Origin of the sequence: Burkholderia sp. 8Y (assembly GCF_902506145.1) — a bacterium.
Classification (GTDB): domain Bacteria; phylum Pseudomonadota; class Gammaproteobacteria; order Burkholderiales; family Burkholderiaceae; genus Caballeronia.
In genome coordinates this window covers 1-12,633 of record NZ_LR733524.1, presented here as the reverse complement: position 1 = coordinate 12,633, position 12,633 = coordinate 1, and the positions used below count along the sequence as shown (strand labels likewise).

General features: G+C 62.6%; 12 protein-coding genes and 1 pseudogene. 6 read left to right on the top strand and 7 right to left on the bottom strand.

Translation table 11 applies throughout. The features are described from left to right. Window positions 1-825, bottom strand: a complete 825-nt coding sequence (locus tag GV035_RS25730; protein ID WP_159838385.1) for a CHAD domain-containing protein — start codon at window positions 823-825, stop codon at window positions 1-3. A 119-nt stretch (window positions 826-944) separates the two neighbouring features. After that, window positions 945-2,615, bottom strand: coding sequence for a purple acid phosphatase family protein (locus GV035_RS25725; protein ID WP_159838383.1), 1,671 nt, complete (start codon window positions 2,613-2,615; stop codon window positions 945-947). Between the two features lie 42 nt (window positions 2,616-2,657). Between GV035_RS25725 and GV035_RS29765 the strand changes: the two genes are divergently transcribed. Further along, entirely contained in the window at window positions 2,658-2,780 is a 123-nt protein-coding gene (locus GV035_RS29765) for a hypothetical protein (RefSeq protein ID WP_268892290.1), read from the top strand. Window positions 2,781-2,858: 78 nt separating this feature from the next. Here GV035_RS29765 and GV035_RS25720 read toward each other — a convergent pair whose 3' ends face one another. The 3 genes from GV035_RS25720 to GV035_RS25710 all read right to left on the bottom strand — a co-directional run bounded on the left by GV035_RS25720 (window position 2,859) and on the right by GV035_RS25710 (window position 6,403). Then, on the bottom strand, window positions 2,859-4,151 hold the full coding sequence (locus GV035_RS25720; RefSeq protein ID WP_159838381.1) for a sugar efflux transporter: 1,293 nt from the start codon (window positions 4,149-4,151) through the stop codon (window positions 2,859-2,861). Between the two features lie 112 nt (window positions 4,152-4,263). Continuing rightward, window positions 4,264-5,046 (bottom strand): SDR family NAD(P)-dependent oxidoreductase, encoded by a 783-nt coding sequence (locus GV035_RS25715; protein WP_159838379.1) that lies wholly within the window; start codon window positions 5,044-5,046, stop codon window positions 4,264-4,266. A 55-nt stretch (window positions 5,047-5,101) separates the two neighbouring features. Next, on the bottom strand, window positions 5,102-6,403 hold the full coding sequence (locus tag GV035_RS25710; protein ID WP_159838377.1) for an L-fuconate dehydratase: 1,302 nt from the start codon (window positions 6,401-6,403) through the stop codon (window positions 5,102-5,104). Between the two features lie 141 nt (window positions 6,404-6,544). Between GV035_RS25710 and GV035_RS25705 the strand changes: the two genes are divergently transcribed. The 4 genes from GV035_RS25705 to GV035_RS25690 all read left to right on the top strand — a co-directional run bounded on the left by GV035_RS25705 (window position 6,545) and on the right by GV035_RS25690 (window position 10,923). Then, window positions 6,545-7,303 carry a GntR family transcriptional regulator gene (locus GV035_RS25705; protein ID WP_159838375.1) on the top strand — a complete coding sequence of 253 codons (759 nt, stop codon included), beginning with the start codon at window positions 6,545-6,547 and terminating at the stop codon, window positions 7,301-7,303. A gap of 54 nt (window positions 7,304-7,357) precedes the next feature. Further along, window positions 7,358-8,869, top strand: coding sequence for a sugar ABC transporter ATP-binding protein (locus GV035_RS25700; protein ID WP_159838373.1), 1,512 nt, complete (start codon window positions 7,358-7,360; stop codon window positions 8,867-8,869). 19 nt (window positions 8,870-8,888) lie between these two features. Next, entirely contained in the window at window positions 8,889-9,914 is a 1,026-nt protein-coding gene (locus tag GV035_RS25695) for an ABC transporter permease (RefSeq protein ID WP_159838371.1), read from the top strand. A 67-nt stretch (window positions 9,915-9,981) separates the two neighbouring features. After that, on the top strand, window positions 9,982-10,923 hold the full coding sequence (locus GV035_RS25690) for an ABC transporter substrate-binding protein (RefSeq protein WP_159838369.1): 942 nt from the start codon (window positions 9,982-9,984) through the stop codon (window positions 10,921-10,923). A gap of 72 nt (window positions 10,924-10,995) precedes the next feature. On the opposite strand, the gene GV035_RS25685 is transcribed toward GV035_RS25690, so the two are convergent. Both GV035_RS25685 and GV035_RS25680 read right to left on the bottom strand, forming a co-directional pair. Further along, window positions 10,996-11,337, bottom strand: coding sequence for a hypothetical protein (locus tag GV035_RS25685; protein ID WP_159838367.1), 342 nt, complete (start codon window positions 11,335-11,337; stop codon window positions 10,996-10,998). 80 nt (window positions 11,338-11,417) lie between these two features. After that, on the bottom strand, window positions 11,418-12,320 hold the full coding sequence (locus GV035_RS25680) for a LysR family transcriptional regulator (RefSeq protein ID WP_159838365.1): 903 nt from the start codon (window positions 12,318-12,320) through the stop codon (window positions 11,418-11,420). Window positions 12,321-12,516: 196 nt separating this feature from the next. Between GV035_RS25680 and GV035_RS25675 the strand changes: the two are divergent. Next, window positions 12,517-12,633 (top strand): annotated as a pseudogene (locus GV035_RS25675) (succinate dehydrogenase, cytochrome b556 subunit); the annotation flags it as partial.

The following is a 12,633-nucleotide window of genomic DNA, read 5'->3' as shown; positions in this document are numbered from 1 at the left end:
CTACAGCAACCGCGCGGCTGCCTTGAACCTGCGCTTCTGTTCTTTCTCGAGCGCCTTCAAAGCACGATCCGCCGCGCCGTCCGGCAACGCCGTGCGGTGCGCGAGCAGAAGATCACGGCTCGCGACCACATCGTTCAGTTCACCGAACCGCTTCTGAACGCGCTTAAGGGTCTTCAGACCCTTGCGCTGCTTCTTGCCGAGAAGCGGCTCGAAGAATTCCAGCAGATAGCGCACCTTTTTGCCGGCCTTGCGGACTTCATGGAACGAGTCATAGTTCGAGCGGCCCGCGCGTGCGGCCACGCGCATGCGCTTCTTGAGCTGCTTTTGCGCTGCAACGACGCGCTGTCTGGCGAACCTGGTCAGCGGCGTGCGTTGCGCGGCGGTGTTCAGTTCGCGATTCGCTTCGCTCATCGCTTCACGCAGCATCTGCTTAACACTCGCGTGCGACAGCGTTTCGAGGCTCTTTTTCGAGGCTTCGGAGCGGCTTTGGCGGAAGGCTTCCAGTAGTTCGGTATCACCCGTGGCTTCCACGAGTCCGATCAGAATGTCCCAGTCCCGCGTATTGCCTGCTGCATTTGCCAGAAATTTGTAAATGGCGCGCTGCTGCGTATCGAAGTCTTCATCGAGAATGGGCCGGTACGCCCAGAGCAGCGTGCGCAGACGTCTGAGCGCAACGCGCAGTTTGTGCAGTTGTTCCGCTTCGCCCTCGTTTTCCAGTGCGGAAGCCTGGGCAATGGCTTCGCCGACGAGCGGCTCCGCGAAGGTCGAGAAGTTCGTCTCAGCGGTCGCCGGGCGATTGTCGGCGGTTTCGTCGTCCTTCTTCATGATCGTTTCCGGGTCTGTCGCAACGGCAACTACAGGGCAAGATTCATACCGCACCAACAATCGGATGCGCGTCTTGACGCTTCGTGCCGATATCCCGTGGCTGTCACGAAACGTTCATATCAGCGGCGGCATGGCTTCTCAAGCACGATGGTCTCGAAGAGCTCGTAGTCGGCGGTGGGCGTTTTGTCCGCGCCCGGCGCATGGTAGTAGCTCATTGTGATCGACGTTTTCCCGCCGCGTTCGCCGGGATCGTGATCGAACACGGCGATGCCGTAGCCCGTGCCCGTATCGCGCTGCGCGGACCAGATGGCGTCTTCCACGGCATCGGCGACAGGGCGCACGAAGGTGCCTGCGGTGGTGCCCGGCACCGGGCGATTCCGCTTCGTGAAGACCTGCGCCTGCGGGTTGCCCGTACCCGCGTCCGTTCCGTACACGTCGAGCGGCGCGCTCGTCCCGCCGCCGCCGAGTATCAGGTGAATGGTGCCTTGCGTCGTGTCGATCGGGTCGTTCGCGCGCTGCGCCGTCGTGACCGGGCGCGGCTGCAACGTGTCGACGCGTTCGCCGGTCGCGGCATCGCGGCCCGCGTGATGATTGCAGCCGCGCACGGGATGGCTGCGCTCGTAGTCGTGATCGTGGCCGCACAGCACGAGATCGACGCCATAGCGGTCGAAAAGCGGCAGCCAGGCTTCGCGGATGCCCTTGTCCGAGCCATTGCCCGTCTTCGATGAACTGAGCGCGTCCTGATGCATCTGCACGACGATCCAGTCGATGTCGTCATCGCGCTTCGCTTCGCGCAAGGTCTTCTCGAGCCAGCGCGTTTGTTGGCCGCCGCTGTAGCCGCGCACGTAGAACGACGTGCCCGGTTCAATCGCCGGATGGCCCGTGCTCGCTGCTGGCACGAGCGGCGACGGTCCCGCGACGAACGCGGCGGCGTCCTGATACACGACATCGTCGGCATCGAGCGAAATAAACAGCACCGAACTTACGCGGAAGCTATACCAGCGTCCGCGAAAATGCGTGCCGTTGTCGGGCAACGTATAGCGCGTGAGATACGACTCGAATCCCTGGCTGCCGTTGTTGAACTCGATCTCGTGATTGCCGGGACACGGCATCCACGGGCGATTCGCCGCCGACACCTGCGCGTTGTTGCCGAAGTCGCGCCACACTTCCGGCTGATGCGTCGGGTTCAGATTCGCGTAGCAAAGATCGCCGTTCAACAGATGAAAGAGCGGCTGAAAGCGTTCGACGGCCTGCACGGCGAAGCGGCTTTGCGGCGACGACAGCACCCATCCCGTGTTCGGCGTCGCCAGGTCGCCATAGCTCGTGAAGCGGAACTTGCAGCGCCCGCGCGGCGCGGTGCGGAAACTCGCCGTGAACGGCTGGCTTGCGTTGCTGTCGTTGTCGGCGGTGACTTCGTAGTGATACGTCGTGTCCGGATGTAGACCGTCGAGCCGCGCGTGATACGTGAAGACGATTTCGCCATTGAGACCGTCCGTATAAGTGCGCTGTACCGCATGCACGAGTCTGGAGTGGCCCTCGTGCGTGCTGAGACGAACGCGCGGCTTCACCGCCGGCAGAAGCGTCGCCCAGCTCACGACCACTTCATGCGCCGGATCTTCGCCCCACGTCAGATGGATTTGCTCCGGCGTGCCGTCGAGCGTGGCCGCCGCTGCGCTCGCGGTGCCGCTGAGGGCGTTCGCGGCTGTCGCCAGGCCGGAGGCGCCCGCGAGTTTGAGGAAACCACGGCGCGAAGAAACGCGCCCGCTGTCGTGCGAATCGTGTGTCGTCATGGGATGCCTGGAGTGGTGTTCGCGGTCCTTCTCGTCATGATCATGATCGTCGCGGTCGATACGGCAGAACGCTTCGCCGTGATGCGGCAGGCGCTGCGCTTCATAGGTCGGCAGATCGGACGCATTCACCGCGAAGACGAAGAACCGGTCCGGATCGTCGAGTGAGTCCGCTGCATTATTACGGGAATGAAGTGACGTTGGTATGACTCGTGTCATACAGGCCATCGTCGTACCGAAGGCGTATCAGCGCACCGGCTGACGCCATTGATTCAGCCGGACCCACACAGTCCGCGCGATCAGCTTGAACGGCGGATTGGCGAACAGCACGAACGCGCCGAGCGCGAGGCAGCCGCACATGAGAAACGTGCCGCGATAGCCGATGGCCGCGACGAGCGCGCCTGACAGCACGCCGGAAAGAATGGAGCCGACGCGCGACGCGTTGAAGAACAACGCCGTTGCCGCGCCCGGATTGCGCGGCATTAGATCCTGGATATAGGTCATGCCGAGGCACGACGTCACGGCGACGACGAACGCATTGAACGCCTGCATCGGAATGAGGAACTGTATGGAACGAGAGGAGGCGACGGCCACGAAGTAGACGATATGCACGGCGGCGCAGGCGGCGAGCCAGCGTTGCTTGTCGAGATGCGACCCGCGCGCGCCGAGCGCGAGCATCATCGGGATTTCGAGGAACGCGCCGAGCCCGAGCATGATCGATACGTCGATCTGCGTGCCGCGCAGTCCCTGCACGACGTAGAGCGGCAGCACGATCATCGTCGCGTTCGCTGAGAGACCGATCAGCGTCAGCGCAATCGTCGCGCGCCATATCTGCGCTCGGCTGGCCGTCACCTGCTTGAGCGGATCGTGCTGCTCTTCGTGCTCGGTCATCGTCGTGACTTCGAGCAATGAAGACGGATCGCCCGCGTAGGCCGCATGCGGGGCGTCGGCCCTCTCCTTGTCCTTGATGCGCCATGCGATCACCGCACATGCAGCGAACGAAGCAGCCGCGAACAGAAAGAGGCCGTGGAAGCCCGCAGCGGCGAGCACGAGCGCGCCCACCGAGGGACCGAAGACCCACGCCATCGAAAGCACCGTGCGCAGCGTCGCGAGGGCGAACGAACGCTCCGCGTTATCGGCGACCGGGAGCGCCGCGCGGCCGAACGAGAACACGAGCGTCATGGCTGCACTGCCGACGCCGAGAAACGCGATACCCACTGTCACCAGCGACGCATAACTGCGCAGCACGCACAACAACACGAAGCCGAGCGACGACGCGGCCAACGCGCCCATCAGCAAGACGCGATGATGACCGTGCTTATCCGACCACTTGCCCGCGAACGCACTGGCAAGCACGCCGCTTGCCGCGATGAGCGTCATGAAGAGCCCGAGTTGCAGCGGCGTCATGTCCGCCTCCTGCACGCCGAAGAGCGACAGGAACGGCGCGGTGAAAGACATGGCGACGCCCAGCATGAGCGTGACGCCGGCAAGCGGCATGAACGAATGCAGGCGCGCAAGGCGAGAAAAGCGGGCGTCCATCGACGGGGAAATCCTTCGGAAAAAACAGGCGCGGAATGCGTGCGCGTGACAGTAGCGCAATCGACATTCCGCGCGTAAAAAATTGGGCGATGCTATGCGGACAGATGCGGAATCACGCCTGCGGCGGTTGTCCGTTGGATGCGCTCAGGCCACCGTCCACCGGAAGATTCACGCCCGTCACGAAGCGCGCGTCGTCGCTTGCGAGAAACGCGATGACGGCGGCGATGTCATCGGGCTGCGCGGCACGGCCAAGCGGTATGCGCTCGCGAAACTTCGCCATGAGTTCTTCGTCGGCGAGCATGTCCTGCGTCAGATCCGACGCGGTCAGGCTCGGGCAGACCGCGTTCACGCGCACGCCGTCGCGGCCATGATCCATCGCGAGCGCGCGCGTGAAGTTCGTCACCGCGCCCTTCGCTGCGTTGTAGAAGCTCATGCCCCAGTCGCCGCCGAGCCCCGATACCGACGACACATTCACGATCGAACCCTTCGCTTCGATCAGATGCCGGATCGCGGCACGGCTGCAATAGAAGACGCCGTCGAGATCGGTCGACATGATCGCGCGCCAGTCATCGAGCGATGCCTCGTCGATGCGGCCCGTGGGCGCGACGCCTGCGTTGTTCACAAGCACGTCAATGCGGTTGAAGCGCGCGATGGCGGCATCGATCAGTTTCTGCGCGTCATCGAAGCGCGAGACATCGCACGCATGGACGAGCGTGCGCGAAGCGTCGAGGTCGCGCGCCACACGGTCTAGCTTGTCCTGCGTGCGCCCCGCCAGCACCACCGATGCGCCCTCAGCCGCGAATCGGCGCGCCGTACCCTCGCCAATGCCTGAACCCGCGCCTGTCACGATAACGACTTTCGAAGCGAAGCGGGAAGACTGCGTGGAAGCGTTCATGGTGATCGTCCTTATGAAAGACCACCTGAGCGCGCAGGTTTTGTTCCAGCGCCGTTCAATTCGTCCGCCACGCTTCTCCATCCGGAAAGTGATGCTTATCGAGCGACGGCGCGTGAATCTCGATGCTGTAGCCCGGACGTTGCGGCGGCATATAGCGGCCATTGCGGATGACCACGGGATCGACGAAATGCTCGTGCAGGTGATCCACGTATTCGAGCACGCGGTTCTCGAGCGAAGCCGACACGCAGATGTAGTCGAAGAGCGAAATATGCTGGACGTACTCGCACAAACCGACACCGCCCGCGTGCGGACACACGGGAACGCCGAACTTCGCGGCCATCAACAGCACGACGATCACTTCGTTTAAACCGCCGAGACGGCAACTGTCGATCTGGCAGAAGTCGATGGCTTGCGCCTGCAACAGCTGCTTGAACATGACGCGGTTCTGACAATGCTCGCCGGTCGCCACGCCGATGGAACCGAGCCTGCGGCGAATCGCGGCGTGGCCGAGAATATCGTCCGGGCTCGTCGGCTCCTCGATCCACCAAGGGTCGAATTCGGCGAGCCGGCGCATGTTCGCGACGGCTTCATCGACTTCCCATACCTGATTAGCGTCCATCATCAGCTTCGCATCCGCGCCGATCTCTTCGCGCAAAATGCGCGCGCGGCGCACGTCCTCTTCGAGATTGCCGCCTACCTTCTGCTTGAAATGCGTCCACCCTTGCGCGACGCCTTCGCGCGCGAGGCGGCGAATCTTCTCGTCGTCATAACCAAGCCATCCGGCCGAAGTCGTGTACGCCGGATAGCCGTTCGCGAGCATTTCCTTCTCGCGCTCGCTGCGCGTACTGGCATGGCGACGCAGCAGCGCAATCGCTTCGTGAGGCGTGATCGCATCGGTCACATAGCGGAAGTCGAGGCAACGCACGAGCTCTTCGGGCGTCATGTCGACGAGCAGCTTCCACACGGGCTTGCCTTCGGCCTTCGCCCACAAGTCCCAGACCGCGTTCACGACAGCAGCAGTCGCAAGATGAATCGCGCCTTTGTCGGGGCCGATCCAGCGCAGTTGACTATCCGATGTGATCTCACGCCAGAACGCACCCATGTTCGCCGCGATGTCTTCGAGCGATTTGCCGACGACGAGATGACTCAGCGCCTGCACGGCAGCCACGCAGATTTCGTTGCCGCGTCCGATGGTGAAAGTCAGTCCATGACCACTGAGTCCGGCCGATGAATCGGTTTCGAGCGTGACGTAAGTGGCGGAATAGTCGGGCGCGGCGTTCATCGCGTCGGAACCGTCGAGTGAACGCGAGGTAGGAAAGCGGATGTCCCGAACGGACAGCCTGGTGATCGTGGTCATTGGAATGCCCTCCGGGGCAATGGCGATCGACTACGGTCTGCGGGAAAACACTGATGAGCTTCGATGCCGCGCGGCCATGCAGCCAACTTTGCGCGCTTTAAGCGTTTGCACGCGTTGACAACATCGAATCTGCTTTCTAGCATGCTAGCATCTTCAACGGAAATCAAGCGCGCCGTGAGCCCTCCATCCGATGCGGTCATCGTGAGTAGTCCGTATGATGCGCTGCACAAGATCAGCGGCGGCCAGCGCGGCAGTCTGACGGGCGCGGTGGAAGAGGCATTGCGCGAAGCTATCGTCACGCTTGCGCTCGAACCGGGCATGATGATCGACAAGATAGCCGTTTGCGAACGCATGGGCGTTTCGCGTTTTCCCGTATCAGCGGCGTTGGCCCGGCTCGAACACGCGGGTCTCGTCGAAGTTTTGCCGCAGCGCGGCACGCGCGTGAAGCCCATCGCGCTGCGCGATATCCGTCAGCATTTGTTCATTCGCAGCGCGCTGGAAGTGGAAACCGTGCGCGGCGTCGCGGCCCTCCATGATGCAGCGACGCTCGAGGCGCTGGAAAGCAACCTCGTGCAGCAGCGCGAAGCCGTGGCGAATGGCGCGCGCCTCGCGTTTCATGCGCTCGATCTGGCGTTCCACGAGATTCTGCTCGATGCCATTGCGCTGCCGCGTGTGAAGGAAATCGTCGCGGTGTCGCGCAATGCGCTCGACCGTGCGCGTCAGCTGCTTGCAAGCCCCGAGCGCCTCGTGCATACGCTCGACGAACACGAACGCATATTCGAAGCTCTCAAGAAGGGCAAAGCCGATGCCGCGGCCAAAGCCATGCACGACCATCTGGATCAGGTCGTCGCGGAGTTGCATCGCTCGGCGAAGGACAGGCCGGACCTGTTCGAGCCATGACGCCGGTATCGGTTGGCTCGATGGCTTTATCAAACGCTCATTCACGACGACTCCATGACTCCGCTCATTTCCGTCAGCAAGCTCAGCAAGCGTTTTCCCGGCGTGCGTGCGCTGCATGAAGTGCAGTTCGAACTCATGCCGGGCGAGGTTCACGCGCTGATGGGCGAGAACGGCGCGGGCAAGTCCACGCTCATGAAGATTCTCGCGGGCGTGTATAGCCGCGATTCCGGCGAGATGCTCGTCGATGGCAAGCCCGCTGAATTCACGAGCCCCCGCGAGGCGCAGGCGCTCGGTATCGGCATCATTCATCAGGAACTGCATCTGATGAATCATCTGACCGTCGCGCAGAATATCTTCATCGGACGCGAGCCGCGCAAGCTGTTGGGCCTGCTGCTCGACGAAGACAAGCTCAATGCAAAAGCGCGCGCGATACTCGAACGCATGCATGTGAAGCTTGATCCGCGCACGGTGGTCGACACGCTGACCGTCGCGAGTCAGCAGATGGTGGAAATTGCGAAGGCGTTGTCGTTCGAATCTCGCGTGCTCATCATGGATGAACCGACCTCCGCGCTCAACGATGCTGAAATCGCCGAACTGTTTCGCATCATTCGTCAGTTGAAGGAGCGGGGCGTAGGCATCGTCTACATCTCGCACAAGATGGACGAGCTCAAGCAGATTGCGGATCGCGTGACCGTGTTGCGCGACGGCGAATATGTGGCGACGGTGAACGCGCGCGACACGAGTGTCGAGAGCATCATCGGCATGATGGTCGGCAGAACGCTCACGGACCTCACATCTTTCCTGGGCGGCGCGCATCAGGGCGAAATCGCGCTGGAAGTGAAGCACCTGAATGCCGGGCCGCTCGTGCGCGACGTGAGCTTCACGCTGCGCAAGGGCGAAATACTGGGCTTCGCGGGACTCATGGGCGCGGGCCGCACCGAAGTCGCGCGTGCGGTGTTCGGCGCGGACCCGGTGGAATCCGGCGAGATCATCGTGAAGGGCGCGAAGGCGTCCATCAAGAGGCCGAGCGACGCCGTGGCGCGCGGCATCGGCTACCTGTCGGAAGACCGCAAGCGGTTCGGCCTCGCAACGGGCATGGACGTGGAATCGAACATCGTCATGTCGAATCTCGGCAAGTTCCTGACGGCGCGCGTGTTCCTGCGGCGCTCGAAGATTCGCAAGACCGCCTCGCACTTCATCAAGCTGCTCGGCATTCGCACGCCTTCCGCGACGCAGCCCGTGCGGCTGCTTTCCGGCGGCAACCAGCAGAAGATCGTGATCGCGAAGTGGCTGGAACGCGACTGCGACGTGCTCTTCTTCGACGAACCCACGCGCGGCATCGATGTCGGCGCGAAGAGCGAAATCTATCGCTTGCTGCGCTCGCTCGCGGAAGAGGGCAAGGCCATCGTGATGATCTCGTCCGAGTTGCCGGAGATCTTGCGCATGAGCGATCGTATCGTCGTGATGTGCGAAGGGCGCATCACGGGAGAACTTTCCGCAAGTGTTGCGACGCAAGAACGCATCATGCAGCTCGCGACGCAACGCCCGACTCTACAAGCGGCATGAACCGTCAAGGACTCGAGACATGACACAGCCCACTGATACCGCCGCGCTCGCCAGCGAGAAACCCGCCAACGGCTTGCGCGCACGCGTGTTCTCGCCCACCGCACTGCAAAAGCTGCTCGCGTTCGCGAGCCTGATTCTGCTGCTGGTGTTCTTCAGCTTCGCGTCGCCCGCCTTCATGCAGATGGATAACATCCTCGGCATTTTGCAGGCGACAGCGGTCAATGGCGTGCTCGCCATTGCGTCCACCTTCGTGATCGTGACGGGCGGCATCGACTTGTCGGTGGGCACGCTGATGACGTTCACCGCCGTGATTTGCGGGGTATTTCTCACCTACTGGCATCTGCCGATGTGGGTCGGCATCGTCGCGGCCATCGCGACAGGCGCGGTGTGCGGCACGGTCTCCGGCACGCTCACGGCCAAGATGAAGATTCCGCCGTTCATCGCGACGCTCGGCATGATGATGCTGCTCAAAGGTCTTTCGCTCGTGGTGTCGTCGGACAAGCCGATCTACTTCACCGACACCGAGAACTTCTACATGATTTCGCAGGACTCGCTGATCGGCTACTTCCTGCCGAGCGTGCCGATTCCGAATTCGGTGTTGATTCTGTTCGTCGTGGCGATCGCGAGTTCCATCGCGCTCAACCGCACGGCGCTCGGCCGCTACACGTTCGCGCTCGGCAGCAACGAGGAAGCCGTGCGTCTGTCGGGCGTGAACGTGGATCGCTGGAAGATCGCGATTTACGGCCTGGGCGGCGCGATTTGCGGCATTGCGGGCTTGCTGATCGCCTCGCGCCTGAACTCGGCGCAGCCCGCGCTCGGACAAGGCTATGAACTGGATGCGATCGCGGCTGTCGTGATCGGCGGTACGTCGTTGAGCGGCGGATCCGGCACGATCCTCGGGACGATCATCGGCGCGTTCATCATGAGCGTGCTGACGAACGGTCTGCGCATTATGTCGGTCGCGCAGGAATGGCAGATCGTCGTGACCGGACTCATCATCATTCTCGCGGTATATGGAGATATTCTGCGTCGCAGAAAGCGTTGAGCCTGGCCGGCGCGGAAAGATTCAACAGCAGATCAAGAGAGACAGCCTACCTAGGAGGAGAACCTTCATGTTCAAAAGAAGAATCATCGGTGTCCTGATCGGTTTTGGCGCAATAGCCGCTGCGACGAACACGGCTTACGCGGACGAACCGTATATACCGCTTATTTCCAAAGGGTTTCAGCATCAGTTCTGGCAAGCGGTGAAGTCGGGCGCGGAGCAATCGGCAAAGGAGCATAACGTCAAAATGACGTTCGAAGGCCCCGAAACGGAAGCGATGGTCGACAAGCAGATCGACATGCTGTCGGCGGCGCTCTCGAAGAAGCCGCAGGCCATCGGCATCGCCGCGCTCGACAGCAAGGCCGCCATTCCGCTGCTCAAGCGCGCGCAGAACAACAAGATTCCGGTGATCGCGTTCGACTCGGGCGTCGATAGCGACATTCCGCTCACGACCTGCGCGACCGATAACCTCGCCGCCGCCGCGCTCGCCGCCGACAAGATGGCCGGCGCGATCGGCAATGCGGGCGAAGTCGGCGTGATCGTGCACGATCAGACGAGCCGCACCGGCATTGACCGCCGCGATGGCTTTCTCAACGAGATGAAGTCGAAGCATCCGAACATCAAGATCGTGTCGGTGCAGTATGGCGGCGGCGATCACCTGAAGTCCGCTGAAATCGCGAAGGCCATGATTCAGGCCAATCCCAACATCAAGGGCATTTTCGGCGCGAACGAGGGCTCGGCGGAAGGCGCGGCTATCGGCATCAAGGAGTCGGGCAAGAAGCTCGTGCTGATCGGCTACGACTCGGGCAAGGAGCAGAAGGAGGACATCAACTCCGGACTGATGTACGGTGCGATCACGCAAAACCCTATCGGCATCGGCAAATGCGTGGTCGATTCGGCGGTAAAGGCGCTGAAGGGCGAAAAGCTGCCGAAGAAGGTCGATACCGGCTTTTACTGGTACGACAAGAGCAACATGAGCGATCCCAAGATCGCGGCAGTGCTTTACGACTGATCGCGTGCGAACCGCAACGCATCGCGCGCCTTCATGCGCGATGCGTTTGCGGTTGAAACGCGCGTCAGACGCTTACTGTCCCGCGCCGCCGTTCCTCATCGACCCGGTCGAAGATTCGCGGCCTGCCGGTGTACCGCCGTTGCCGCTGCCCGGCGTCGCGGCGGTTCGGCCGCCGCCGGTTCCGCCGGCGTTGCCCGTTCCGCCCGCGCCGCCCGTCGTTCCGCCCGGGCCGCCCGTCGCGCCGGTCGCGGCGGCGCTCGTTCCGCCATTGCCGCCGGTCGACTCGCCTGCGCTGACTCCGCCCGTGTGTTTGGCGTCGCCCATGCCGCCGAGGCCGGCGCTGCCCGCGGCGAACGCCGCGCTGGATAGCGACACCGTCGCCGCTGCGAGCCATGCCCTGGATACGTTCTTCATGTGCGTTCTCCTTTCGACTGCCTGCGATGCTCCGCAATGCGCATGCCATTGCGACGCAACGTTATCCGCCAGGGAACGCCTCAAAGCGCATCGATGGAAGAAGCGAACGCGCGCGCCGTTTCGATGAAGTTCGCGGTCTTAGCGCGCGTCGCTTCTATCCGTGAAGCCAGCACGAGCCGGATTGGAATGACCTTGCCCGACACCTCGCGATACGCGACGCCCTCCACCTGAATCTGGCACACGGACGCAGGCACGAGCGATACGCCGAACCCCGCCGCGACCAGATTCACCACCGACGAGAGCTGCGGCGCCTGCTGCCCAGCGATGGGCTCGAATCCCGCCTCCCTGCACGCGCCGACGATCACATCATGCAGCGTCGGGCTCGCCACGCGAGGAAGCATGACGAAGGGGTCGTCAGCCAGCGCGGACAACGCGATCTTCTTTCTTCTGGCAAGCGGATGCGTGCTTGGCAGCACGGCGCGCATCGGCTCGATGGCGATGTGATTGAATTCGACGCCCGCCGGTGACTGACTGCCGAGGCGCACGAACGCGACGTCCACGGTGCCCGCGTCGAGCCAGGCGAGCAGTTGCGCCGTGTTGCCTTCGGCGAGCGTCAGCACGACGTTCGGATACGACTGGCGATACGCGCGGATCAGCTTCGACACGACCGGATTGAACGCAGCCGACCCCGTGAAGCCGATGTTCAGCTGCCCCATTTCGCCGCGCCCCGCGCTCTGCGCATTCTCGACGGCGGCGCGGGCGTCTTGCAGAATGCGCCGCGCGTCGCTGGCAAACGCTTCGCCGGCTTCGGTCAGCACGACGCCGTGCCCAGTCCGGCGAAAGAGCCGCACGCCGATTTCGTCTTCGAGCGCGTGAATCTGCTGGCTCAGCGGCGGCTGACCGATGCCAAGGCGTTCCGCTGCGCGCGTCACGTTCAACTCTTCCGCGACGGCCAGAAAATACCGGAGGTGACGCAGTTCCATGCGATATACGCCAAACGTATTTCAGATAGAGGAGATAGATATTGGACAGTATAACAATCGCGCGACAAAATACCGCTGTCGCGCACTCCGCGCGCCTGCTACGCACTCCGCGCCCGTTTTGAAGCGTGCGCGAAGTCGCGCCAACGCGTGCGGGCGGCGCCTGCGTTCATCGGAATTCAGAAAGAAGGGGTCTAGCATGGCTGAAGCCGTAAAAAAACCAAGGCCCGAGTACCGGAACATCGGGCTTGGACAGATCGCGAAGTATCGCTTGCCGTGGGCGGGCAAGGTGTCCATCCTGCATCGCATCAGCGGT

Excerpts from the sequence above, each read along its gene's own strand:
- GV035_RS25730 (WP_159838385.1), bottom strand. The coding sequence starts at position 825 with ATGAAGAAGGACGACGAAACCGCCGACAATCGCCCGGCGACCGCTGAG.
- GV035_RS25725 (WP_159838383.1), bottom strand. The coding sequence starts at position 2,615 with ATGACGACACACGATTCGCACGACAGCGGGCGCGTTTCTTCGCGCCGT.
- GV035_RS29765 (WP_268892290.1), top strand. The coding sequence starts at position 2,658 with ATGATCGTCGCGGTCGATACGGCAGAACGCTTCGCCGTGATGCGGCAG.
- GV035_RS25720 (WP_159838381.1), bottom strand. The coding sequence starts at position 4,151 with ATGGACGCCCGCTTTTCTCGCCTTGCGCGCCTGCATTCGTTCATGCCG.
- GV035_RS25715 (WP_159838379.1), bottom strand. The coding sequence starts at position 5,046 with ATGAACGCTTCCACGCAGTCTTCCCGCTTCGCTTCGAAAGTCGTTATC.
- GV035_RS25710 (WP_159838377.1), bottom strand. The coding sequence starts at position 6,403 with ATGACCACGATCACCAGGCTGTCCGTTCGGGACATCCGCTTTCCTACC.
- GV035_RS25705 (WP_159838375.1), top strand. The coding sequence starts at position 6,545 with ATGCTAGCATCTTCAACGGAAATCAAGCGCGCCGTGAGCCCTCCATCC.
- GV035_RS25700 (WP_159838373.1), top strand. The coding sequence starts at position 7,358 with ATGACTCCGCTCATTTCCGTCAGCAAGCTCAGCAAGCGTTTTCCCGGC.
- GV035_RS25695 (WP_159838371.1), top strand. The coding sequence starts at position 8,889 with ATGACACAGCCCACTGATACCGCCGCGCTCGCCAGCGAGAAACCCGCC.
- GV035_RS25690 (WP_159838369.1), top strand. The coding sequence starts at position 9,982 with ATGTTCAAAAGAAGAATCATCGGTGTCCTGATCGGTTTTGGCGCAATA.
- GV035_RS25685 (WP_159838367.1), bottom strand. The coding sequence starts at position 11,337 with ATGAAGAACGTATCCAGGGCATGGCTCGCAGCGGCGACGGTGTCGCTA.
- GV035_RS25680 (WP_159838365.1), bottom strand. The coding sequence starts at position 12,320 with ATGGAACTGCGTCACCTCCGGTATTTTCTGGCCGTCGCGGAAGAGTTG.